The sequence below is a fragment of the Corallococcus exercitus genome, from assembly GCF_003611585.1.
GTDB lineage: Bacteria > Myxococcota > Myxococcia > Myxococcales > Myxococcaceae > Corallococcus > Corallococcus exercitus.
This window is the reverse complement of the sequence record NZ_RAVW01000118.1, coordinates 1-23,242: the sequence shown is the minus strand read 5'-3', so window position 1 is coordinate 23,242 and position 23,242 is coordinate 1. Positions and strand designations below refer to the sequence as shown.

At 70.7% G+C, this 23,242-nt stretch carries 20 protein-coding genes; 11 read left to right on the top strand and 9 right to left on the bottom strand.

The genetic code is table 11. From position 1 onward, the window contains the following. Positions 1-248: 248 nt before the first annotated feature. Positions 249-2,384 carry a methionine--tRNA ligase gene (gene metG / locus D7W79_RS16810; RefSeq protein WP_120526392.1) on the bottom strand — a complete coding sequence of 712 codons (2,136 nt, stop codon included), beginning with the start codon at positions 2,382-2,384 and terminating at the stop codon, positions 249-251. A gap of 111 nt (positions 2,385-2,495) precedes the next feature. Between metG and D7W79_RS16805 the strand changes: the two genes are divergently transcribed. Continuing rightward, a complete protein-coding gene (locus D7W79_RS16805; protein ID WP_120526391.1) occupies positions 2,496-3,290 on the top strand; it encodes an NRDE family protein in 795 nt (264 codons plus the stop codon). Positions 3,291-3,306: 16 nt separating this feature from the next. Here D7W79_RS16805 and D7W79_RS16800 read toward each other — a convergent pair whose 3' ends face one another. From D7W79_RS16800 to holB, 5 genes are all read right to left on the bottom strand, one after another. After that, the gene (locus tag D7W79_RS16800) at positions 3,307-4,197 is read right to left on the bottom strand and encodes a patatin-like phospholipase family protein (RefSeq protein WP_120526390.1); all 891 of its coding nucleotides are present in this window, start codon (positions 4,195-4,197) and stop codon (positions 3,307-3,309) included. 190 nt (positions 4,198-4,387) lie between these two features. Next, complete coding sequence (locus tag D7W79_RS16795) at positions 4,388-6,286, bottom strand: M4 family metallopeptidase (protein WP_120526389.1); 1,899 nt, start codon at positions 6,284-6,286, stop codon at positions 4,388-4,390. A gap of 336 nt (positions 6,287-6,622) precedes the next feature. Then, positions 6,623-7,072, bottom strand: a complete 450-nt coding sequence (locus D7W79_RS16790) for a hypothetical protein (protein ID WP_120526388.1) — start codon at positions 7,070-7,072, stop codon at positions 6,623-6,625. A 25-nt stretch (positions 7,073-7,097) separates the two neighbouring features. After that, positions 7,098-8,414, bottom strand: coding sequence for a DNA polymerase III subunit delta (gene holA, locus D7W79_RS16785; protein ID WP_120526387.1), 1,317 nt, complete (start codon positions 8,412-8,414; stop codon positions 7,098-7,100). Further along, positions 8,411-9,445 (bottom strand): DNA polymerase III subunit delta', encoded by a 1,035-nt coding sequence (gene holB, locus D7W79_RS16780; protein ID WP_120526386.1) that lies wholly within the window; start codon positions 9,443-9,445, stop codon positions 8,411-8,413. The genes holA and holB overlap by 4 nt, the downstream gene beginning before the upstream one ends. Before the next feature lie 83 nt (positions 9,446-9,528). On the opposite strand from holB, the gene D7W79_RS16775 reads away from it, so the two are divergent. From D7W79_RS16775 to nadE, 8 genes are all read left to right on the top strand, one after another. Then, complete coding sequence (locus D7W79_RS16775) at positions 9,529-11,019, top strand: mechanosensitive ion channel family protein (RefSeq protein WP_120526385.1); 1,491 nt, start codon at positions 9,529-9,531, stop codon at positions 11,017-11,019. Between the two features lie 134 nt (positions 11,020-11,153). Then, positions 11,154-12,029: a hypothetical protein gene (locus D7W79_RS16770; RefSeq protein ID WP_120526384.1), complete on the top strand. Its 876-nt coding sequence runs from the start codon at positions 11,154-11,156 to the stop codon at positions 12,027-12,029. A gap of 3 nt (positions 12,030-12,032) precedes the next feature. Further along, positions 12,033-12,575: an acyltransferase gene (locus tag D7W79_RS16765; RefSeq protein WP_120526383.1), complete on the top strand. Its 543-nt coding sequence runs from the start codon at positions 12,033-12,035 to the stop codon at positions 12,573-12,575. Further along, a complete protein-coding gene (locus D7W79_RS16760) occupies positions 12,572-13,168 on the top strand; it encodes an acyltransferase (protein WP_120526382.1) in 597 nt (198 codons plus the stop codon). The genes D7W79_RS16765 and D7W79_RS16760 overlap by 4 nt, the downstream gene beginning before the upstream one ends. Before the next feature lie 101 nt (positions 13,169-13,269). Beyond that, positions 13,270-13,518 (top strand): acyl carrier protein, encoded by a 249-nt coding sequence (locus tag D7W79_RS16755; protein ID WP_120526381.1) that lies wholly within the window; start codon positions 13,270-13,272, stop codon positions 13,516-13,518. A gap of 7 nt (positions 13,519-13,525) precedes the next feature. Beyond that, positions 13,526-15,496 (top strand): asparagine synthase (glutamine-hydrolyzing), encoded by a 1,971-nt coding sequence (gene asnB / locus D7W79_RS16750; protein ID WP_120526380.1) that lies wholly within the window; start codon positions 13,526-13,528, stop codon positions 15,494-15,496. Between the two features lie 79 nt (positions 15,497-15,575). Then, positions 15,576-17,174: a class I adenylate-forming enzyme family protein gene (locus D7W79_RS16745; protein WP_120526379.1), complete on the top strand. Its 1,599-nt coding sequence runs from the start codon at positions 15,576-15,578 to the stop codon at positions 17,172-17,174. A gap of 2 nt (positions 17,175-17,176) precedes the next feature. Then, positions 17,177-18,172, top strand: a complete 996-nt coding sequence (nadE, locus tag D7W79_RS16740) for an NAD(+) synthase (RefSeq protein ID WP_120526378.1) — start codon at positions 17,177-17,179, stop codon at positions 18,170-18,172. Positions 18,173-18,181: 9 nt separating this feature from the next. On the opposite strand, the gene D7W79_RS16735 is transcribed toward nadE, so the two are convergent. Together D7W79_RS16735 and D7W79_RS16730 are read right to left on the bottom strand one after the other, a co-directional pair. Continuing rightward, positions 18,182-19,243 (bottom strand): lipase secretion chaperone, encoded by a 1,062-nt coding sequence (locus D7W79_RS16735; protein ID WP_120526377.1) that lies wholly within the window; start codon positions 19,241-19,243, stop codon positions 18,182-18,184. A 20-nt stretch (positions 19,244-19,263) separates the two neighbouring features. Next, the gene (locus tag D7W79_RS16730) at positions 19,264-20,190 is read right to left on the bottom strand and encodes a lipase family alpha/beta hydrolase (RefSeq protein WP_120526376.1); all 927 of its coding nucleotides are present in this window, start codon (positions 20,188-20,190) and stop codon (positions 19,264-19,266) included. A 190-nt stretch (positions 20,191-20,380) separates the two neighbouring features. On the opposite strand from D7W79_RS16730, the gene D7W79_RS16725 reads away from it, so the two are divergent. Then, complete coding sequence (locus D7W79_RS16725) at positions 20,381-21,166, top strand: hypothetical protein (RefSeq protein WP_120526375.1); 786 nt, start codon at positions 20,381-20,383, stop codon at positions 21,164-21,166. A gap of 13 nt (positions 21,167-21,179) precedes the next feature. On the opposite strand, the gene D7W79_RS16720 is transcribed toward D7W79_RS16725, so the two are convergent. Then, positions 21,180-21,932, bottom strand: coding sequence for a pyridoxal-phosphate dependent enzyme (locus tag D7W79_RS16720; RefSeq protein ID WP_208729756.1), 753 nt, complete (start codon positions 21,930-21,932; stop codon positions 21,180-21,182). A gap of 139 nt (positions 21,933-22,071) precedes the next feature. On the opposite strand from D7W79_RS16720, the gene lplA reads away from it, so the two are divergent. Continuing rightward, the gene (gene lplA, locus D7W79_RS16715) at positions 22,072-23,100 is read left to right on the top strand and encodes a lipoate--protein ligase (protein ID WP_120526393.1); all 1,029 of its coding nucleotides are present in this window, start codon (positions 22,072-22,074) and stop codon (positions 23,098-23,100) included. Positions 23,101-23,242 lie beyond the last annotated feature (142 nt).

Genomic DNA, 23,242 nt, shown 5'->3' with positions numbered 1-23,242 from the left:
CGCCCCAACCCTTCAGCGGGATGACGCCTTACCCTCCTCCGGCAGGGCCCGGAAGCGACCGCCCGCGTGCTCCCGTCATCCGAGGCTCGCGGCGTGGGTTCCCACCACGTGCCGGCCCCGGAGGGGAGTGCTCCCTCTCCGACCTGCCTGCTACTCGACTGGCAACAGGCCTCCAGCCGGGACGCCGGGCGTGAGGCGGACTGGCATCCCAGGTGGCGCGGCTGCCGCCCGGGATGCCACCGTCCGCGCTACTTCACCTCGGCGCCGGGCGGCACGTCGCCCGGCTCCAGCAGGGACAGGTCCTTGCCGCCCGAGCCCGCCGTCAGCAGCATGCCGCGCGACTCGATGCCCTTGAGCTTGCGCGGCTTGAGGTTCGCCACCACCACCACGCGCCGGCCCGCCAGCGCCTCCGGTGCGTACGCCTCCGCGATGCCGGAGACGATGGTGCGCGGCGAGCCCTCGCCCAGGTCCACGTCCAGCTTGAGCAGCTTGTCCGCGCCCTTCACCTTCTCCGCGGCCACGATGCGCCCCGCCTTCAGCACCACCTTGGCGAAGTCCGCGTACTCGATGTCGGCCGCGGGCGCGCCTTCCGCGGCCCCCGCGCCAGGGGACGCCTGCGTGGTGGGCACTGCGGGCGCGCCTTCCGGACTCTTCGCTTCCACGGGCTTCTTCTCCGTCTTCTTGTCCTTGCCCCCAGCCTTCGCGGGCTCGGCGGCAGGCGTCCCCGCGGGGACCTTGATGATGGCGTTGACGCGCTCCTCCTCCAGCCGGGGCAACAGCGGCTCCGGCGTGCCCAGCGGACGGGTGCGGTCCAACAGCGGGTACTTCGCGGTGGCGAGCGCCTGGAACGTCAGCGGCTCCGCCCCCAGCTGCGCGAACAGCTTCTCCGACACGCGCGGCGTCACCGGTGCCAGCAGCGCGCCCACCAGGTACGCCACATCCGCCGCGTCCGACAGGTCCGCCCGCGCGGCCTCCGCGTCCTTCTTCACCAGCGCCCACGGCGCGGCCGTCTGCAGGAACGCGTTCGCGGTGGAGGCGATCTCGGTGATGACCTTGATGGCGTTGCGGTACTCCAGCTTCTCGAACGCCTCGCGCACCTCCGGCACGCGCGCCAGCGCGTCCTCCACCAGCTTGCGCCCCGCCCCTTCCGCGCGGCCCGGCGCGAGCTTCTTCTCCAGCGGCCCGGCCAGCAGCGACAGCGCGCGGTTGGCCAGGTTGCCCACGTTGTTGACGAGCTCGCCGTTCACCCGCAGGCGGAAGTCCTTGAGGTTGAGGTCCAGGTCCTCCACGCCCGCGCCCAGGTTGGCCGCGTAGAAGTAGCGCAGGTAGCTGGGGTCCAGGAGGTCCAGGTAGTCACGCGCGGCCACCATGGTGCCGCGGCTCTTGGACATCTTCTCCCCGTTCACGGTCAGGTGCCCGTGCACCTTGATCTCGTTGGGGATGTGGAACCCCGCGACCTTCAGCACCGCGGGCCAGAACAGCGCGTGGAAGTAGACGATGTCCTTGCCGATGAAGTGGACGATGCGCGTGGGCGCGTCCTTGCCCCAGTACGCGAGCGCGTCCGGGAAGCGGCCCGACTCCTTCGCCCACTTCTCCGTCGTGGCGATGTACCCGATGGGCGCATCCAGCCAGACGTAGAAGAACTTGTCCGTCTCACCCGGAATCGCGAAGCCGAAGTACGGCCCGTCGCGGCTGATGTCCCAGTCCGCCAGGCCCTTCTCGAAGAAGCCCTGGAGCTGGGTGGCGAGGCCCGGGTGGATGAAGCCGGGGCGCTTGAGGACCTCCTGCAGGAAGTCCGCGTGGCGCGACAGCTTGAAGAACAGGTGCACGGAGTTGCGGCGCACCGGCGGCGTGCCACACAGCGCGCACTTCGGGTCGATGAGGTCCGTGGGGTTGTACGTCTTGCCGCACTTCTCGCAGGCGTCGCCGTACTGATCCGCCGACTTGCAGTTGGGACAGGTGCCCCGGATGAAGCGGTCCGGCAGGAAGCGCTTGTCCTTCTCGCAGTACGTCTGCTCGATGTCGCGGCGGTCGATGTCGCCCGCGTCCTTCAAGCGCCCGTAGATGAGCTCCGCGTAGTGGCGGTTCTCCGGCGAGTTGGTGGAGTGGAAGTAGTCGAAGCGGATGTCGAAGTCGCGGAAGTCGCGCTGGTGCTCGTCGTGGAAGCGCGCGACGAACTGCTCCGGCGGGATGCCCTGCTTCGCGGCGTTGATTTCAATGGGCGTGCCGTGGGTGTCGTCCGCGCAGAAATAGACGACGTCCTGGCCGCACGAGCGAAGGAAGCGGACGTAGATGTCCGTCTGGATGTACTCGACGGCGTGGCCGAGGTGGACGGCGCCGTTCGCGTACGGAAGGGCGCTGGTGACGAGGGTTCTCTCCGCCATGGGACTCTCCTGAGGGCGGCGGACCATAGCCGCTCGGGGATACGAGGTCATCGCCAACATGCACGCCGGGGAGGTGCATGGCACGAAGGTGGATGTTATCGACCGGACGCCATGTGCACCGTCCTGATCCTCCGTAACGTCCATCCCGAGTGGCCGCTGGTCCTCGCCGCCAACCGGGATGAGCTCTACGCGCGCCCGGCCCACGGGCCGAAGGTCCTCTCCGAGTCCCCACGCGTGGTGGGCGGCCAGGACGTGGAGCGGGGCGGCACGTGGATGGGGGTGACCCACGAGGGAGTCGTCGTCGCCCTGACGAACCAGCGCGGGGCCCGGAGCCTGGGCCTGGCCCCCCGCTCCCGGGGCGAGGTGGTGCTGCGGGCCCTCCAGGCGGGCTCGGTGGAGGCCATCGAGCGCTACCTCGGCACCCTGCCCGCCCCGGAGTTCCTTCCCTTCAACCTCCTCTACGGGGACGCCCGCACCCTGCGGGTGGCCTACGCGCGGCCGGGCCACGCCCACCTGCTGCACGAGGACGTCCCGGCCGGCGTGCACGTGCTGCCCAACGACAACCTGGACAACCTGGCGCTGCCCAAGGTCCAGCGGGCGCACGCGCTGGCTGAAGGCGTGGCAAAGCGCCCGTGGCCGGAGCTGGTGACGGGGCTCCAGGCGGCCCTCGCGGACCATGCCCTGCCGCCCCGGGAGGCCGCGACGGGGGCGCTCGCGGAGAACGACCTGCCCGCGGACTTCCTCCAGCAGTTGCAGGCCCTGTGCATCCACACGGAAGGCTACGGGACGCGCTCGTCCGCCATCGTCGCGCTGGCACCCGGCCGCGTGGGGCACTACCTGGCCACGGACAACGCCCCCTGCCAGGGCGGCTGGCGGGACGTGACGGGCCTGCTCACGGCGCCTTGAAGGGCCCTGCCGCTTCTCAGTCCAGCCGTGCGCGCATCACCGCGTCGTGGCCCGCGTCGTAGGTGGCCTCGAAGGCGGGGCCCCGGCCGGTGAAGGCCTCCGGCGGGGGCATGGCCACGTCCACGCGGACCTCCCGCACGTCGCAGCCCAGGTCGGAGCGGTAGAAGGCCGGCTCGCCCGTGACGTTGATGGCGATGAGCCGCGCGCCCGGGAACAGCTGACACGCGTCATGGACGGGCGTGGCGGACACGCGGTCCGCGCCCGGGTCGATGCGCTCCAGCGACGCGTCCTCGAACAGGAGCGGGTTGGCGGCGCTCGCGGCGACGGCCTCCGACAGCGGGCCGCGCGTCACGGTGACCAGCTGGATGCCTCCGTTCAGCGGCTCCTGGTGGAAGGTGGCGAAGGGCACGGGCAGGTCCTCCACGCGCGCGCCCGCGTAGAAGCGCTCCAGCACATGGGTGAAGCGCTCGTGGCTCAAGCGGGGCACGGAGGCCGCGCCGCTCGCCGCGCCCAGCGCTCCCGCCGCGACGGCCGGTCCCAGCGCGCCGCCCGACATCAGCACCGCCAGCAGGCCCACGGCCGCGCCCACCGCGCCGCGCGCCGCGGTCGTCCGGCGCGTCTCGTCTTCATAGGCCGCGAAGAAGGCCCGGTAGCGCTGGCGCAGGTTGTCCCCGGGCGCGGAGGCGTAGAGGCCGCCCACCACCGCGCCCATGCTGTTGCCCACCACGCAGTCGATGGGGACGCCCCGGGCGACGAGCGCATCCAGCGCGCCCACGTGCGCGAGCCCCTTGGTGCCGCCCACCGACAGCACCACGCAGGTGCGAGAAGCGCGCGTCTCCCGGTGGCACGACAGGCCTCCTGAAGCCACCACCACCGTCAGCAACACCAGGCCCAGCCGCCGCCCCATGCAAGCTCCCGCGTGCGAAGTCGGGCCACCCTACCCCGTTCCCGCACGGCGGACCCCAAGCAGGCCGCTCCCCCGGCCGCCGCCCGGGGAGGCCCGCAAAAGACAACCGCCCCCGGGACGCGAGCCCCGGAGGCGGAAGGTGACCTTCACGAGGCCCGGCGTGGCTTCACGCCGGACCCGCGCGAGGGGCTTAGTACGTGGCCTTCAGCGACGTGCCGCTGTACGACGAGTAGCCGCGCAGCATGATGTACATGCGGCCCGAAGCGGTCTTCGCCGCCGCGGAGCACGACTCGTTGTTGCCGGACAGGTACGGACGGCAGTCGTACGAGGTCGTCGTCGGGGCGGAGCCGAACTTGATGTACATGTCCGCGTCGCCCGTGCCGCCGCTCATGACGTAGGTGGACGCCTTGGAGGCCGGCAGGTCGATGCAGTAGTACGCCGACGAACCGGACGCGCCGGACAGGCCCGTCTTCGCCACGCCGTTGGTCAGCAGGGTGCAGGTCGGGGGCGGAACCGTCACGCCCACGCCCACCGCTTCCCAGGCGGCCTTCACGGAAGCCTGCGTGGCGGCGTCGTAGCCCAGCGCCGCGGCGGCCTGGATGGTCCAGGTCTTGGCCTGGTCATACGTGGTGCTGGCCGTGTAGAGGTTGGTGTTGGCGTAGTACCAGATCTGCGCGGCCTTCTGGACGCCGATGCCCGTCACGACGATGGAGCTGCGGCCGCGCGGGTGCGTGCCACCCTTCGACAGCAGCGCGAACGCCAGGTTCGGGACGCCAGAGGTGTAGTGCACGTCCTGGCCGGAGTAGTTCGGCGCCCAGTCGATGGACGCGCCGTCCTTCGCCGGGTCGTCCATGTAGCGGAGCGCGTCACCGGCCGTGCCGGGGGTCCACACGTCCTCGCCGACCTTCCAGATGTCCGCCGCCGTGCTCCACGTGCCGGACTTCCAGCTCTCGCAGATGGCGCCGAAGGTGTCGGACATGGACTCGTTGAGGCCACCGGACTGGGCGGAGTACGTGAGGTTGGACTCGTTCTCCGTCACGGCGTGGGTCAGCTCGTGGACCGTGACGTCCGCGTCCTTGCCCAGCTCGATGGAGTTCACGCCGTCGCCGTCGCCGTACACCATCTGGGTGCCGTCCCAGTAGGCGTTCACGTAGTTCTTGCTGTAGTGCACCGTGCTGACGAGCGTCTGGCCCGCGTTGTTGAGCGAGTCGCGGTTGAAGTTCGTCTTGTAGCAGTCGTAGGTGTAGCCCAGCATGTCGTAGTTCATGTCGACATGGGAGTCACCGATGGCCGCCTGGCCCTCGCTGCGCTTGAGCGTGCCCGGGGTGGTGGTGGTGTTGTTCGCGCTGTAGACCTTGCGGTTGAGCGCGGTGTGGATCTCCGGAACGCGCAGCAGCGTGGCGCCGTTGAGCGCGTCCACATAGACGCGGTCGCGCAGCGGCATGGACGCGGACTCGCCCGTGACCTTCACCTCGTACGCGAGGTGCAGGCGGCCGTCCTGCTCGGCCTTCACGTACACCAGGCGCGCGCTCTCCGCGGCCAGGCCCGTGCCCTGCGTGTCACGCAGCGCGGACGTCTTGGCGGCCTCCGCGGCGACCAGCGGACGCGCGGACACGGAGCCACCGGAGCGAGCGGAGCCGTTCGCGCCGAAGATGGCGCCGGAGCGGTCCACGTGCACCACCAGCTCCTCGCCCACCACCGGCAGACCGTTCATCGTCTGCGCATAGCGGATGTGCGACGTGCCCTGGTCGTCCACGGAGATGCGGCGGACCTGGAGGTCCGAGGCGTTCAGGCGGAACAGCGACGCGATGGAGGGCAGCGACCCGGCGATGGCCGTGTGCACGTCCGCGGCGGCGAAGCCCGTCAGGGGGCGGTCCGCCTGGCCCAGGCGACCCTGGATGGTGTGCGGCGTCCCATCGCTGTTGGTGCCGACGATCTGCGCGCCCGGAATCACGCTCAGGGCGTTCTGCACTTCCGCCACTTCATCCGGCTTCTGCTGGCCGTCCTGCGTGTTGGAGTCCATCTCCCCGACGCCACAAGCGATGAGGGGAAAGGCCAGCAGGGCTGAAACGAAACGAGTGCGAACCAAGGTACTGCCTCCTGCCCGGCGCAAGGGGGTGGTCGCCAGGGCAGCGCTCCTTTCAGCATTCTTCAGGCCAACTCATTAAGCCCGCGAAATACCTCGCAGTAACGGAAGGCGCTGAAACGCAGCTGGCACATCAGCGCCCAGTTCATCTTCTGTAATGTGGAAGCAAATGTTACGAACGAGCCGCAAGCCCGCGTTCTTGCTGGGGATTTTTCCGGACGCGAGCCCCTGTCCTGAACCGTGACAGTCCACGCCGGGTGTGTCCTCTATTCGGGCAATCCACGGTTGGCGGCTTTTTCTTGCTGTGCAAAGGATGTCCCCGAATTCGCGGGGTGTGCGTCAGCGCCACACGCCGAGCAGCACCCGCGCACGGCCATCCATGGGGAGCTCGGCTTCCTCCACCGTGGTGAAGCCCGCGTCGCGGGCCACGTCGGCCAGGTGCCGCATCCACGGCTTGTAGGGCATCCCATTGTCGGAGCAGCAAGGAACGACGGCGAAGCCCAACCCGTGGCGCGCGGCGTACTCGATGATGATCCGCGTGGCGCCATCCGGGTGCATGCCCACGACGAGTTCCGCCTCGCACGGCTCCTCCAGCGTGAAGAGCCGCTGGGCGTAGCGCACGGGCAGGTGCTTGTGGCGCAGATCGAAGGTGGTGACCGTGCGCCCGCGCTGGGTGAGGGACTCGTTCAGCTTCCCCATCCCGCCGGCGATGTCATAGACGCGCGAGGCCTGGGGGAAGCGCGTGACGAGCAGGTCCGCGAAGAGGTCGAAGCGTCGCTTGTCCGCCATGGCGGCTCCTTCCACCCGGGCCCCTTCAGGCGCGGGTGCACACCGTCCACAACAGCCGTTCGATGACGAGCTTCCCGCTGGCGGAGGACTTCAGGGCCAGGTCCGCGTCCGCGCACGCCACCAGGGCATTGAGCAGCTCGCGGCGCTCGTAGCGCGCGGCGGCCTGCATGCCGAACGCGAGCGCCCACGCGTTGGGCGTCTTGCGCTTGGTGGCCTTCAGCTCCTGCTCCAGCTTCGGGAGGATGCGCGCCTCCACGTCCCGGCCGGTGCGCGGAGGCTGCCCTCCTGCGTACTTCTCCAGCCAGGCGTGGTTCTCCAGCAGCGAGCGGACGATGGACGCCACCGCGCCCAACAGCTGCAGCGCGTGCGTGCCCTGCCCCATCGCGTCCTCGGCGTAGGAGAGCGCATCGCGCAGCTCGCGCTTCTGGAGCGCCTCCGTCAGCTCGAAGAACTCCTCCTCGCGCGCGTGGTGCACCAGCAGCGCCACGTGCTGGGCCTCGATGGTGGGCCCCTCCGCGTAGACGGCCAGCTTCTCCAGCTCCGACTGGAGCAGCCGGATGTTGCCGCCGATGCGCTCCTTCAGCCCCTCCAGCGCGCCCGGCCCCAGCTTCTTCTTGAAGGGGACCAGGAACTCCCTGGCGATCTCCGTGAGGTCCAGGTCCTTGTGACGCGCGGCCACCTTGCGCTCGAAGAGGCGGCCCTTGTCCTGCGCGAACTTGAGCAGCGGGCTGCGCGAGTCCACGTCCGTGGCCGCCAGCACCAGCGCGTGCCCCGGCGGCACGCCCTTCTGGAGCAGCTCCAGCAGCGCGGACGCGTCCCCTTCCGGGGCGCTGATGCGCTCGTCGCGACAGAAGGCCGCGACCTCCTGGAGGAAGGCCAGGTCGGCCTCCGCCAGGTCCACGTTCAATTCGTCCTTCCACTGCTCCACGGTGGGCGCGCCGGGCACGCGGGGATCCAACTGCTCCACGCCCCAGCCCGCGCGGCCCGCGAGCGCCAGCAGCCGCCGGGCGCCCTCCTTGCGCTTGCCTGCCTTCCACGCGTCGCGCGCCTTGGCCAGCGCGTCGCCCTTGCCCTTCTTGGGCGCGAGGAACTCCGGGTCGCGCACCAGCACCACCTTGCGCCCGGGGAACAGCGGCATGGTGGCCAGCTCCTGCGCCACCTCGCGCGGGGAGGCCGCGTCCAGCACCGCGAGGTTGAGCCCCATGGCGGCGTCCGGCACCAGCGTCTTCACCAGCTCGTCGGCGCCCTTCCTGACCAGGAACTCCTCGCCCCACAGGAGGTACAGCGGCCACACCTTGCCGCCCTTCACCTCCGCCAGCACCTCGTCCATGTCCGCGCTCATCGGCCCTCCACGCACAGTTCGATGAGCAGCCGCTCCAGCTGCAGCCGGGGCGCGCCGTTGCGCGAGCCGATGGCCGTGCGCGCGGACTCCAGCAGCGAATGCCGCCGGTGCAGCGCGGCCTCCGACGTGCGCTTCGCCGCCTCCTCCGCCAAAGCCTTCAGGTCCCGGTTCGCCATCGCGTCCTGCGCCCCCGCCTTCGCGAGCGACACGTCCCGCGTCCACAGGATGAGCAGCTCCAGCGCCGTGTCCGCGTCCTCGCGCGAGCCGCCGTGGGCCTCCGCGAAGCGCAGGAGGGCCGGGATGTCATCGCCGCTCAGCGCTTCGAAGGCGGTGAGGACGTCCTTGCGCTCCTTCAGCGCGTCCACGTCCAGCGCGAGCGCGCGGCCCAGGCTGCCCCCGGACATCACCGCGGCCAGGGCGGCGGTATCCGCGTCCAGCTTGCGCTCCTGTTGCACGTGCCGTGCGACCAGGTCCACCGGCAGCGGACCGAAGTACACCTTGCTGCACCGGCTGCGGATGGTGGGCAGCAGCCGGTCCATGGCGCTCGCCACCAGGATGAGGGTGGTCTCCGAGGGCGGCTCCTCCAGCGTCTTGAGGAACGCGTTCTGCGCCTGGACGTTCATCTGCTCAGCGCTGACCAGGATGGCCACCTTGCGCTTGGACTCCAGGCCGCGCAGCGCCAGCCGCTCCTGGAGCTGCCTTATCTGCTCCACACGCAGCTCCCGGCTGGGCGTGCCGGTGAAGTCGGAGCGGCCCGCGAGTCCTCGCGACACGCGCTCGTCGTCCGGCATCACCCAGGTGACGTCCGGGTGCAGACCCTTGGTGATGCGCACGCAGCTGGTGCACTTGCCACAGCCCACCTCCGGGGCCTCCGGGCACGTGAGGGCCTGGGCCAGCCCCACCGCGGCCAGCTCCTTGCCCACCCCCTCCGGCCCGGCGAACAGATAGGCGTGATGCACCGAGCCAGACCGCAAGGCGGACTGGAGCGCGTCCATCGCGCGGGGCTGTCCCTGCACCGAGGCAAGCGTCATGGGGGGCGTGTATCTCCGCTCGGAGGGCACCCGTCAACCGCCACCTTGACCCGTGCGCGCGCCGCCGGTCTGATTCGTCGGACGTGCTGAACTTCCTCGAAGGCCACCTCCCCCTGCTGGCGGGCTCCGTCCTGACGGTGCTCCTGCTGAGCATCCAGCGCACCACGCGCGACCCGGACCTGCGCGACGACCTCCGGGGCGCGGTCCGGATGCTGCTCGCCTTCCTGGTGCTCCGGCTGGTCTCGCGCATCCTGCCGGAGGCCACCACGCCGGAGGGCCTGTACAAGTTCGTGCACGTGGGCTGGATGCTCACGTTCGCCTACGGCGTCATCCGGGCCGGGGTGGCGTTCGCGCTGAAGCTGGTGCGGATGCGCTCGCCGGTGACGACGCCCAAGATTCTCCGCGACGTCATCGACTTCACGCTGTACGCGCTCGCCACCGTCCCCATCCTCCAGAGCCAGCTCAACCTGGACCTGGCGGGCCTGCTGGCCACGTCCGCGGTGCTGACGGTGGTCATCGGTCTGGCGCTCCAGGAGACGCTGGGCAACCTCTTCGCGGGCCTGTCGCTGCAGCTGGACCGGCCCTTCGAGGTGGGCGACTTCATCCGCATTGGCGAGCACACCGGACGGGTGGTGCACATCGGGTGGCGCTCCATCCGCATCGCCAACTTCCGGCGCGAGGTCATCACCCTGCCCAACAGCATGGTGGGCAAGGAGCACGTGAAGAACTTCACCCAGCACCGCGAGCCCGTGGGCATCGAGATGCAGGTCGGCGTGTCGCTGGACGCGCCGCCCAACCAGGTGAAGCAGGCGCTCCTGGACGTGGCCCGGGAGATTCCCCAGGTGCTGGTGCAGCCGCCGCCGCTCGCGCGCACGGTGGCCTTCACGGACTCCAACGCGCAGTACATGATCCGCGTCTTCCTCAACGACTTCGCGATGTCGGACACCGTGAAGGAGGAGCTGCACACGCGGCTGTGGTACCGGCTGCGCCGCGAGGGGCTGGAGCTGCCCCATGCCCAGCGCACGGTGACCCTGCGCCGGGAGACGGGCCACCGCCGCCGCGAGCTGGCGGACGACACGGTGCGGGAGCTCTTGCGCCAGGTGGACCTCTTCGCGCCGCTGGGCCCGGAGGAGCTGGAGCGCCTGCGGTGCGAGGTGGTGGTGCGCCGCTTCGGCCGCAACGAGCGCATCATCCAGGAGGGCGACGAGGGCGGCACCTTCTACGTCGTGGCCTCCGGCGAGGTCAGCGTGCGCGCCGGCACGCTCCAGTCCGAGATCACCCGGCTGGGGCCGGGCCACTACATCGGGGAGATGTCGCTGCTCACCGGAGAGCGCCGTGCCGCCACCGTCGTGGCGCTCGAGGACTCCGTGCTGCTGGAGCTGGACCGGCCCACCTTCGCGCGCCTGTTCTCCGATTATCCGGGTCTCGCCCGGCAGCTCTCCGCGCTCCTCGCCCAGCGCCGCACCCAGCTGCGCGCCGTGGCCCAGGCTTCTGGTGGTGGCCCGGACCACTCGCCGGAAGCGGGCCGCATCCTCGGAAGGCTTCGGGCCCTCTTCGGTCTGACGCACGAGTAGCGGCTTTCCCCCAGCCGGCTCCGGGGCAGTCACGACCCTCTGTCCTGGAGTTCCAGGCGGCCTGGAAGGCATGCATCCAACCGCGCCGCCAGGGGCTTTGACGCTCGGAGCCGGAAAGGTCTAAAGGTTCACACATGCAAGTCATTCGTGGCTTTCCCGCGCGATTAGGCGCCCTGCTCCTCCCGGGCGCACTGCTGATGGCCCTGCCCCAGAGCGCGGCGGCCACGGCGGAGGCAAAGCCAGACGCGACCCTCGTGGGCCTGGAGCGGCTGTCGCACCGCCGCGTGTTCTTCGGCCACCAGTCGGTGGGCGGCAACATCCTGGACGGCGTGCGCGGCCTGCTGCCTTCGCCGAACGCGACGGCGCCCGCCATCGTGGAGGTGAAGGACGCGAGCGCGACGATTCCGCAGGGCACGCTGGCGCACGCGTTCGTGGGCCAGAACGAGCAGCCGGAGACGAAGCTCGCGCACTTCGAGCGACTGCTGGACGGAGGCGTCGCGAAGCAGGTGGACGTGGCGCTGATGAAGTTCTGCTACATCGACTTCAACGCCAGCACGGACGCGAAGGCCCTCTTCGAGAAGTACCGCGCCACGCTCGCGGGGCTGAAGTCGCGCCACCCGGGCGTCACCTTCGTGCACGTCACCGCGCCGCTGACCACGGTGCAGCGCGGGGCGAAGGCCTGGTTCAACGAGCTGCGCGGGCGCCCCGTCTTCGGTGTCGGGGAGAACGTGTCGCGCGAGGCCTTCAACGCGCTGATGCGGCAGGCCTACGGCGGCAAGGAGCCGCTGTTCGACCTGGCGGCGCTGGAGTCGTCGCAGGCGGACGGCACCCGCGAGACATACGAGGTGAACGGCCGCGCGTATCCGGCGCTGGTGCCGGCGTACTCAGACGACGGCGGGCACCTCAACGCGCAGGGGCAGGCGCGCGTGGCCTCCGCGCTCGTCGCCTTCCTGGCGGCCCTGCCCGAGACGCCGCGCGAGGCGCCCGCCTCCGCGAAGGCCGGTCCCTGAGCCATGGGCCTTCCGTTGATGATGATGCTCGGCATGGGGCCGGCCGTCGCGCGTTTGAAGCTGCGCCGCTGTGAAGCCGTGGGCGCCACCCCCACCGTCTGGGGCCGTGTCTGGATTCACGGCGGGGGGGAGATCCTGATCGGGGACCGTGTGGTGTTCGATGCGCGGATGGCGCCCATCGAGCTGCACGCGCAGCGGGGGGGACGCATCGTGATTGAAGACGACGTGACCATCGAGGGAGGCAGCTCCATTGAAGCGCAGTCGCTCGTGACGCTGGGCGCGCGCAGCCGCCTGGGCATGTGGTGCAAGCTGATGGACAACATGTACCACCCCGTCCGCGGCAACCGGCACGCGCGGCCGCAGTCGGTGCCGCTGGTTGTGGAGGAAGGCGTCTCGGTGGGCAGCCGCTCCATCCTGCTGCCGGGGGCGCACCTGCAGAAGGGCGCGAGCGTGGCGTCCGGCACGGTCATCTCCCGCCGCATCCCGCCGGGCGTGACGGTGGGCGGCTCTCCCGCGCGCGTGCTGCGGCGCGAGGTGGCGCGATGAAGCCCGCCATCCCCTCCCGCGAAGAGGCGCTCCAGCTGGCGCGCGCGAGCCTCCAGATGGTCCGTACGGAGGTGTTCCCCCGTGCCGAGCGCATGGTGGCCGTCGCGCGGGCGCGCTGGCTGTTCCGCGCCTTCCAGATGGGCCGGGACGTGGCGGCGTACGGCCAGGTGGCCGCGCGCAACGACGGCCACGCGGAGTTCGGAGACAAGCTGACGTTCCTGGGCGGCATGCTGCCCACGTCGGTGGTCTGCTACGAGCACGCGCGGCTGCTGGTGGGCTCGGAGACGCAGTTCAACTACGGCGCGTCGGTGGAGGCCTGGGAGTCGGTGCAGATTGGCGCGCGGTGCATGTTCGCGTCCTTCGTGCGCGTGAGCGACCGGGATGGCCAGCGCATCTCGCCCATCATCATCGAGGACGACGTCTGGGTGGCCCACGGCGCCATCCTGTTGCCGGGCGTGCGCATTGGCGCGCGGTCGGTGGTGTCCGCCGGCAGCATCGTTTCGCAGGACGTGCCTCCGGACTCGCTCGCCATGGGCAACCCGGCGCGCAGCATGAGCCTGGACCTGGTGGCCCGCGAGGCCACGGGCTCCTGACGGGCCCCCTCTTCCTTTCGCCCGGCGCTCAGCAAATGGCGCCGGGCGCGTTGTTTCCGCATCGCCCTTCCACACCCCGCTTTGAAAGACAGGACCTCTCCATGAGCACGCGTGACACGCTTCGCACCTTCATCATCGACACCTTCTTCGTGGACGACTTCGCGGACGACGACTCGTTCCTGCGCAAGGGCCTCATCGACTCCACGGGCATGATGGAGCTGGTGGCGTTCATCGAGACGGAGTTCCACATCAAGCTCGACGACAAGGAGCTGGTGCCGGAGAACCTGGACTCGCTGTCGCGCGTGGTGGCCTTCGTGGACCGCAAGCAGTCGCTGGCGAAGGCGAGCTGAGACGCCCATGTGCGGCATCGCGGGGTTCACCTTCCCGGCGGGTGACGCCGCGGGTCCGGCGCTTCATGCCGACCGGCTGCGCCGCATGACCGCCAGCATCAAGCACCGGGGGCCGGACGCGCAGCGGGCCCTGCTCCTGGACGGCGCCGCGCTGGGGCACGCGCGGCTGTCCATCGTCGACCTGGCCTCCGGCCACCAGCCGATGCGTGACGAGGCCACCGGCCTCACCGTGGTCTTCAACGGGGAGATCTTCAACCACGTGGAGCTGCGCGAGCAGCTGTCGGGGGCCTATGCCTTCCGCACGCGCTCCGACACGGAGGTCATCCTCGCGGCGTTCCTCACGTGGGGCATCGACTGCGTGCGCCGCTTCGAGGGCCAGTGGGCATTCGCGCTGTGGGACCCGCGCGACCGCACCCTGTGGATGTCGCGCGACCGCGTGGGCATCTGCCCGCTGTTCTACGCGCAGCTGCCGGGAGGACACCTGGCGTTCGCGTCGGAGGCCAAGGCGCTCTTCGCCGGGGGGCTCGTGACGCCCTCGCTGGACGCGCGGGGGCTCAAGCAGACGTTCCAGCTCTGGGCACCGGTGGCGCCGCGCACGTCCTTCGAGGGCGTGTCGCTCTTGCCGCCCGCGCATATCGCGAAGTGGCGCGACGGGGCGCTGACGCTCCAGCGCTACTGGGACCTGGACTTCGGCGTGACGCCGGATGCGGCGGACGCGCCCCGGCTGCTGGAAGAGCTGGGCGCGGTGCTGGACCGGGCGGTGCGGCTGCGGCTGCGCGCGGACGTGCCGGTGGCGGCGTACCTGTCGGGCGGGCTGGACTCCAGCCTCCTGTGTTCGCTGGCGCAGGAGCAGCTGGGGGGCACGCTGCGGACGTTCTCCGTGGGCTTCGCGCACGCGCGGTTCGACGAGCGCACGCACCAGGCGACGGTGGCGGAGCAACTGCGCACCGAGCACCGCGTGGTGGAGATGCGCGACGGGGACATTGGCGCGCTGGTGCCGGGCGTCATCTTCCACGCGGAGCAGGCGATGATGCGCTCCGCGCCCGCGCCGTTCCTGCGGCTCTCCGGGTGGGTGCGGGACCACGGCATCAAGGTGGTGCTGACCGGGGAAGGGTCGGACGAGATGTTCCTCGGCTACGACCTCTTCAAGGAGACGAAGGTGCGCCAGTTCTGGGCGCGCCAGCCGGCGTCGAAGTACCGGCCGCTGCTCCTGCGCCGGCTGTACCCGACGCTGTCGGTGAGCCAGCAGAGCGTGGAGCTGCTGCGCGAGTTCTTCGGCACGGGGCTGGAGACGCCGGACGCGCTGGGGTTCTCGCACCTGGTGCGGTGGGGCAACAGCGGCCGCATCCTGCGCTTCCTCGCGCCGGAGTTCGCCGCGAAGGTGGCGGACGAGGATCCGGTGGCGTCGGTGCTCGCGACGGTGCCCGAGGCGGTGGCGAAGTGGAGGCCGCTGGCGCGCGCGCAGTACCTGGAGGCGCGCACACTGCTGTCTGGCTATCTGTTGTCCGCGCAGGGCGACCGCATGCTCCTGGGCAACGGGGTGGAGGGGCGCTTCCCGTTCCTGGACACGGGCGTGATGGAGTTCGCCGCGCGCGTGCCGGAGCGGCTGCGGCTGCGGGGGCTGGACGAGAAGCACCTGCTCAAGCGCTTCTCGAAGGGCCGGGTGCCGCCGTCCATCCTGGAGCGCAGCAAGTTCCCCTATCGCGCCCCCATCGCCGGAGCGCTGGTGGGCCCGGATGCACCGGCGTGGGCGCGCGAGCTGCTGGCCCCGGAGGCGGTGTCCGCGACGGGCGTCTTCGACGCGCGCAAGGTGGAGCGGCTGGTCGCGAAGCTGCGCGCGCCGAACTCCGCGGAGAGCGAAGCGGACACCATGGCCCTGTTCGCCGTGGCGTCCACGCAGCTGCTGGCGCATCACTTTCTGAAGCCGAAGCCCGTGCCGCAGGCGGACGTGGACGCCGTGCAGTTGGAGGCGGCGTGAGCGCGCCTTCAGGCCCCGTGGTGGTGAGCGAGCACGCGCCGCGCATGTCGCCGTCGGCGCATGTGCAGCGGGAGACGGCATGAGCGCGCACGCGGATACCGCGCCCTCGTGGGTTCGTGGTCATGCGGCGGCAACGCCAGACGCTCCGGCGGTGGACTCTCCGTGGGCGCGGCTCACCTACGCCCAGCTTGAAGCGCGGATGCTGAAGCTCGCGGGACAGCTGCGCGCGGCAGGTGTGGAGCCCGGTGCACGCGTCCTCATCGCCCTGCCCCTGGGCTGTGCGGCCGCTGTCGCGGGGCTCGCGGTGCAGGCCCTGGGGGCTTGCGCCGTGGAGCTGGACCGCGAGACGGGCGCGGACTCGTTGGCGACTATCCTCGCGCAGACGGGTGCCCGCCATGCGGTCATCTTCGGTCAGGACGCGCGGCGCTGGACGGGCCGCTCGCAGCTTGGCCACTTCTTCGTCGTGCACGGCTCCCGTCCCCCGGAGCGCATGCTCGGGCTGTTGAAGCCCGCCTCATGCTCCTGGCTTCAGGAGGACGGCGAGGTGGATCCGGAAGCCGGCGCCACACCGCTGGCCGCCCTGCCCTCCCTGACCCCGGAGGCTCACGCGTCCATCGTCTACACGTCCGGCAGCACGGGCACGCCCCGCGGCGTCGTGCAGACGTTCGCCAACATCGCGGCGAACACGCGCTCCATCGTGGAGTACCTGGGCCTGACGCCGCGCGACCGCGCCATGCTCATCCTTCCCCTGCACTACTGCTACGGGAAGAGCGTGCTCCAGACGCATTTGCTCGCGGGCGGCTCCGTGTTCCTGGATCCGCGCTTCATGTACCCGCAGGTCGTGCTGGAGGCCATGGCCACCGAGGCGTGCACCGGCTTCGCGGGCGTGCCCCTCACCTTCGAACTGCTGCGCCGCCAGGCCGCGCCGGACTCCCTCGCGAAGCTCCGGCTGCGCTACCTCACCCAGGCCGGCGGCGGCATGTCCCCGGACACCATTCGCTGGACGCGCGAGGCCTTCCACCCGGCGGAGCTGTTCGTCATGTACGGCCAGACGGAGGCCACCGCGCGGCTCTCCTACCTGCCGCCCTCGCGCGCCACCGACAAGGCGGGCTCCATCGGCCAGGGCATCCCCGGCGTCACGCTGGCCGTGGTCGCGGACGACGGCACGCCGCTGCCCGACGGTGAGGTGGGCCAGCTCGTGGCGAAGGGCGCCAACGTCACCCCCGGCTACCTCAACGCCCCGGACGACACCGCCGCCATCCTCCACGACGGCTGGCTGTGGACGGGTGACCTCGCGTGGCGCGACGCGGACGGCTTCTTCTTCCTCGTCGGCCGCGCGAAGGAGATCCTCAAGGTGGGCGGCCACCGGGTGAGCCCCGCGGAGATGGAGCACGTCCTCGCGCGCCACCCGGCCGTGCTGGAGGTCGCCGTGGTGGGCGTGCCGGACGACCTGGGCGGAGAGGCCGCGTGCGCCGCCGTGGTCCTCCAGCCCGGCGCCACCGCGGAGGAGGACGACCTCCGCCGCTTCTGTCGCGAAGCGCTCCCGGCCCACAAGGTGCCGCGCCACGTGCTGTTCACCGAAGCGCTCCCCCGCGGGCCCACCGGCAAGGTGCTCAAGGCCGACCTGCGCACGCGCGTGCTGTCTTCACTCTCTTCCCCTGAATCGAGGTCGCCGTGACGATGAAGTTCTCCAAGCAGGTGCTGGAACTGGACTGGGAGGCCAAGGCCGCGTCGCTGTCCGACGGGCTCAAGGAGGCCGTCCTCAAGAAGCTGCGCAAGCGCGGGCTGGTGGTCGCCGTCTCCGGCGGCATCGACTCCGCGTGCGTCGCCGCGCTGGCGGTGCGCGCGCTGGGGCCGGACCGCGTCTTCGGCCTGCTGCTGCCGGAGCGCGACTCCAGCGGCCTGTCCTCCAAGCTGGGCCGCGAGCTCTGCGAGAAGCTGGGCATCCAGTACACGCTGCACGACATCGCGCCCGTGCTGGAGGCCGCCGGGTGCTATTCGCAGCGCGACGCGGCCGTGCGCTCCGTGTTCCCCGCGTTCCAGCCGGACATGAAGTGGAAGATCGTCATGCACGGCGACCGGCTCAACACGGACGCCCTCAACGTCTTCTACGTGGTGGTGCAGGTGGACGGGCAGGAGCAGCGCTTCCGCCTCACGCCCCAGGCCTACGTGCAGATTGTCGCCGCCACCAACTTCAAGCAGCGCGTGCGCAAGATGATGGAGTACTTCCACGCGGACCGGCTGAACTTCGCCGCGTCCGGCACGCCCAACCGCCTGGAGTATGATCAGGGCTTCTTCGTGAAGCTGGGCGACGGATCCGCGGACGTGAAGCCCATCGCCAGCCTCTACAAGACGCAGACGTACAAGCTCGCGCGGCACCTGGGCGTCATCGACGGCATCCTCAACCGCGAGCCCACCACGGACACGTTCAGCCTGGAGCAGTCGCAGGAGGACTTCTACTTCTCCGTGCACTACTCGCAGCTGGACCTCATCCTCTGGGCGAAGAACCACGGCGTCACCCCCGAGGAGGTCTCCCCGGAGATGGGCCTCACGCCGCAGCAGATCCAGCGCGTCTACGACGACATCGACCAGAAGCGCCGCACCACCGCGTACCTCCACGCGCAGCCGCTGCTGCTCGAAGAGGTCAGCGAGTTGAAGCCCTTCAAGATCTCCTGAAGCGACCGCTCACCCGCCGCCGGAGCCTGGGGAACCGGACGCCGCGTCGATGGCGTCCGCGGCCTCCACCCGGAGGCGCTCCTCCGGGGTGAACGAGTCGAACAAGAGCCGCTGCACCGCGGCCTGGCGCCGGGTGGCATCCGGCTCCGCGCGGCCCAGCGCCTCGCGCTTCGCGCGGAAGTCCGCCAGCCGCTGCTTCCACTGCGCGCGCTCCGCGTCCAGCGCCTCCAGCCGCTCGGTGGCCTCCGGCCCCACGGTGGACAGGCGGTGCTGGTGCAGGTCCTCCCGCGTCGCGCCCGCCGCCAGCAGTTCCTGCTCCACGGCCTGCTGCCGCAACGGGCGCACGGCCTCCTCACGGCTGGCGCGCACGTCCGGAGGAAGCCGCTCCTCCAGTTCGGAGATGCGCCGCTCGCGCTCCTCCTTCGTCAGCGACGCGTCCTTCATCAGCTTCAGCCGCTCCACGGCCACGGCGTCCACCGCCTCCTCCTTCCCGAAGAGGCCGTCGGCCGCGCCCGGGCCCAGGTGCTCCCGGCGCAGCTTGCGCAGGGCTTCCAGTCGCTCGGCGGTGTCCATCGTGGCCGCGGAGCCCTTCGACGCCAGACCCCGGGCGGCCTCCAGATAGGACAGGTAGTCGTCCAGCACCTGCACCGCTTCATCCATGGCGGCGGAGGGCAGCTTCTTCGCCCGCAGCGCAGTGAGGATGCGCTCGCGGATGAGCGACGCGGGCTCCTCGCCGGTGGCGGACAGGTAGTAGTCGAAGAAGCGGCGCAGGTCCGCGTTCGGCACCAGGTGCCCGGACGCGTCCACGAGCACGGCGCCGTCCTCCTCCGTGTCCTGGAGCGAGCCGGGTAGCGGAGGCAGCGGCGCATTCGGAGCCGGAGTCGCCGTCGGGGCGGCGCCGGGAACGGCGGGGGACGCCGCGCGCGGCACGGAGCCTTGCGCGACGGGAACGGCGGACGGCGGGACAGCGGGTCCGGGCACGTCCTCCGCCCGGACCTTCCACCACGAGAAGACGCCGGCACCCAGGAGGGCGCACAGCGCGACCACGAGAATGACGGCGCGGCTCTTCATGGCGGGGCGCTCCTGCGGGACTACAGGCCCGCGGTCTTCAGGCGGTTCGCCTGGTTGCGGAACACGGACACCGGGTTGGTGAAGAACGCGGTGAGGCCCAGCACCTGGTTCACCTCGTCCAGGTGGTTCATGTCGTAGTCGTCACGGATGACCGTGCCGAAGCGCGAGCTGCAGCGGCCCACGAGGCCGTCGTTGGACCCGCTGTAGAAGAAGGACGACAGCTTCAGGGCGTAGTCAGACGCGTCCAGCAGGTTGGTGAAGGGATCCGTGCCGGACCAGGAGTAGTAGCGCTGGCCCAGGGTGCCCGTCGCCGCGCCGCTGCCGCAGGACGTGGTGGGGACGCCCGCGGGGAACTTCGCGGTGAACGCGGAGGTGCCCGTCTTGCTCAGCGCCGCCAGCGCGCCGATGGCGTCCTGCGGCTGCGTGTGGCCGGACAGCAGGCCCAGCACGGTGCCCAGGCTGTTGGCGAAGTACGCCAGGACGCTCTCCGTGAACGACCCGCCCTGCAGGTGGTTGCGCAGGTAGTCCGCCAGGTCCGCGCCCTTGTGCGGCGAGCCCACCGTCGTCACGGACGCCACCAGGTCCGGCCGCACCGCCGCCACGTAGCGCACGTCCAGGCCGCCGTGGCTGTGGCCAATCAGGTTCACCTTCGCCGCGCCCGTGCGCGCGAGCACGTCCTGCACCTGCGCCAGCAGCGCCTCACCGCGCGCCTCCGTCGAATTGAACTGCGGAACGTGCGTGATGTAGACCTTCGCGCCGCCCGACTTCAGCGACGACTCGATGCCGTAGAAGTAGTCGAGCACCCCGAACAGCGAATCAAAACCCGCCATGCCGTGCGCCAGCACGATGGGGTACTTCGTCTGCGTGTACGTATCCGCGCGGGCAGGCTGCGCCCAGATGGCAAGAACCGCGACAGTCAGAACGAGGGTCCGGACGGCGTTTCGCATACAGGCTCCTGATGGGGGAGTGCGGATCATCGAAGGGATTGACCCGCGAATCAGCCCATAAGGCGAGCCCCTGATAAAAATCAAGCCAACCTCTGAATTAACTGAAAAGCATGTCAGCTCAGGGTCAGGTCAGACTTTAACGCCCCGCGTCGGAATGGCAGCCTGCGGGCCCTTCCAGAGGAGTACGCCCTTGGACACCGCCGCCTATCAGGCCTTCACCACGGAATTGACGCGCAGGGCTGACGCGGACGGCCGTTTCCGGGGGCTCGTGGCGCTGGGCTCGATGGCGGCGCGCGACTACCCGCCGGATGACTTCAGCGACCACGACTTCTTCGTCATCGCCTGGCCCGGACACGCTGAAACATTGAGACATGAACGCAGCTGGCTGCCTCGCGCGGAGGACGTGGCGCTGGTGTTCCGGGAGACGGCGCACGGCCTCAAGGTCGTGTACCGGGACGGGCACCTGCTGGAGTTCGCGGTGTTCGACCTGGAGGAGCTGTCCTTCGCGCGCGTGAACCGCTACCGCGTGCTGCTGGACAAGGGCGGCGTGACGGAGCGCATGGACGCGCGTGCACGGGACACCACCGTGGAGCTCCAGCGCACGGCACCGGACGACGCGTGGCTGTTCGGGCAATGGCTCACGCAGGTGCTGGTGGGCATGGGGCGCCACGCGCGCGGCGAGGGGCTCAGCGGACGCGCGCGGCTGGATGAAGCGGTGCGCCTGTTCTGCCTGCTGCTCGCGCGCCACGTCCCCGCGCCCCAGGCGTCGCTGCTGGACGGGTTGGATCCGGTGCGGCGCGTGGAGCGCGTGTATCCGGAGACCGGTGGCGAGCTGGCGCGCGCCCTGGAAGGCGACTCGCCGGCACTGGCGCGCACGCTCCTGCGGCTCGCCGAGCGCGAGCTGTCCCACGTGCCCGCGTTCCCGCGCGACGGAGTGGCCGCCGTGCGGGCGCGACTGGAAGCGCTGCACCGGTAGGCGTGCGGCCCTTTCAGGCCCGGGCGATGTCCGGTTCCCGGGCGTTGTGCGCGATGACGAGCACCCGCTCCGGGTGCGGCTGCGAGCGGGCCCACTCCAGGAGCGCGGTGAAGGGGTCCGGCGCGGGCGCGGCCGTGGCCAGGGGCATGCGCGGCTGGTGTTCGAAGAAGAGGTCCTCCGCCCCCAGGTTCTGGGCCTCCCACGTGCGCCAGCCGGGCAACGGCTTGGCGGGCGCGGGCTGCAGGCCGGTAACGGTGCAGCCGCCGGCCGTGAAGACGCGCGCCAGGCCCACGAGCGTCGCGCCCGTGCCGAAGCCGCACACCACGTGCCGCACCATGGGGAAGCGCTCCCGCACCTGCGCGCGCAGCCCCGCCGCCCACGCCTCCACGCACGACACCAGGGCCCGGTTGGTGAGCTGCCGGGGCCAGCACCAGCCGTCGCGCTCCAGCACCATGGCCTGGTGGAACATGTCCGCCATCGAGCCCGCCTGGCGCACCTGCCCCTGGAAGCCGTGCGCGCGCAGGTATGTCTCGCCCGCCGCGTCCGTCACCGCCACCGTGGGCAGGCCCCGCTCGCGGCCCAGGACGTCCAGCGCGAGCGCGCTCGATGCGCCGGACAGCTCCACCAGCCCGCGCGAGCCCGGCGGCATCGCGGCCAGGTAGCGCGCGAAGGTGAGGTACTTGAGGCTGCCGGATGGCTGTGCCCCACCCCACAGCACCACCGGCCCGCCCGCACGCGGACGTGACAGGGAAAACACTCCACGCATGGTCGCCCCCTGGCGCGAACCGCCTTGCGCCCGACACGCCCCGGAGTCTTCCGGTGGGGCGGCCCGCGAAGCCATCGCCCCCGGGACGGGGTGGATGTCTCCCGGTGGACGGCACACAAGCCCGGTTATGCTCCGCGCCATGTCTCAAGCCCCGCGCGTCCGCATCCTCCTGTCGGAGACCTACAACCCCTGGTTCAACCTCGCGACCGAGGACTGGATCTTCCGCGAGCTGGACCCGAGCACCCAGACGCTCTTCCTCTGGCGCAACGACAACACCGTCGTCATCGGCCGCAACCAGAACCCGTGGTCCGAGTGCAACCTCACGCGCATGGAGGAGGACAAGGTCTTCCTCGCGCGGCGCACCAGCGGCGGCGGCGCGGTGTTCCATGACCTGGGCAACACCTGCTTCACGTTCCTGTCCGCGAAGGAGGGCTACAACAAGACGGCGAACGTCACCATCCTGCTGGACGCGCTGAAGCGGCTGGGCGTGACCGCGCAGGCGTCCGGGCGCAACGACCTGGTGATTCCGCTGGAGGACGGCCCCCGGAAGATCAGCGGCAGCGCGTACCGCGAGACGAAGGACCGCGCCTTCCACCACGGCACGTTCCTCATCCACGCCAACCTGTCGCGACTGGCCAACTACCTCACGCCGCACCCGAAGAAGCTGGAGTCCAAGGGCAGCGCGTCGGTGCGCTCGCGGGTGATGAACATCCGCGACCTCCAGTCGGAGGCCTCCCATGAAGCGCTGGTGAAGGCGATGATGGGCGCCTTCTGCGACTTCCACGGCGGCACCGCGGAGCCGGAGCTGCTGGAGCCCTCGTTCCTGGAGAGCCAGCCGTCGCTCAAGCGCACCTTCGAGCACTACGCGTCGTGGGACTGGCGCTTCGGCAACGCGCCCCGCTTCAGCCACCAGATGGTGGAGTACCTGTCGTGGGGCTTCTTCGAGGTCCACGTCGACGCGGAGAACGGACACGTCACCCGCGCGCAGGTCTTCTCGGATGCGCTCTACCCGGACCTCGTGCAGGACCTGCAGACGGCGCTCACCGGCAAGCCCCACAGCCGCAACGGGATGCAGCAGGCCGTCGCCGAGGTCCGTGCCCGTCACCCCTCGCAGGAGCGCGAGCTGGGAGAGCTGGAGACGTGGCTGATGGGCCAGGTCGAGGTCTGACCCGGCCCATCCGCCGTCACTTCATTCAGCGGTGGCCACCGCCATGGCCGCCGCCGTGGCCGCCGCCGGAGCCACCGCCCCAACCGCCGCCGTTCCCGCCCTGTCGCTTATACACATCTCCGAGCCCACGAGACATGCGCAG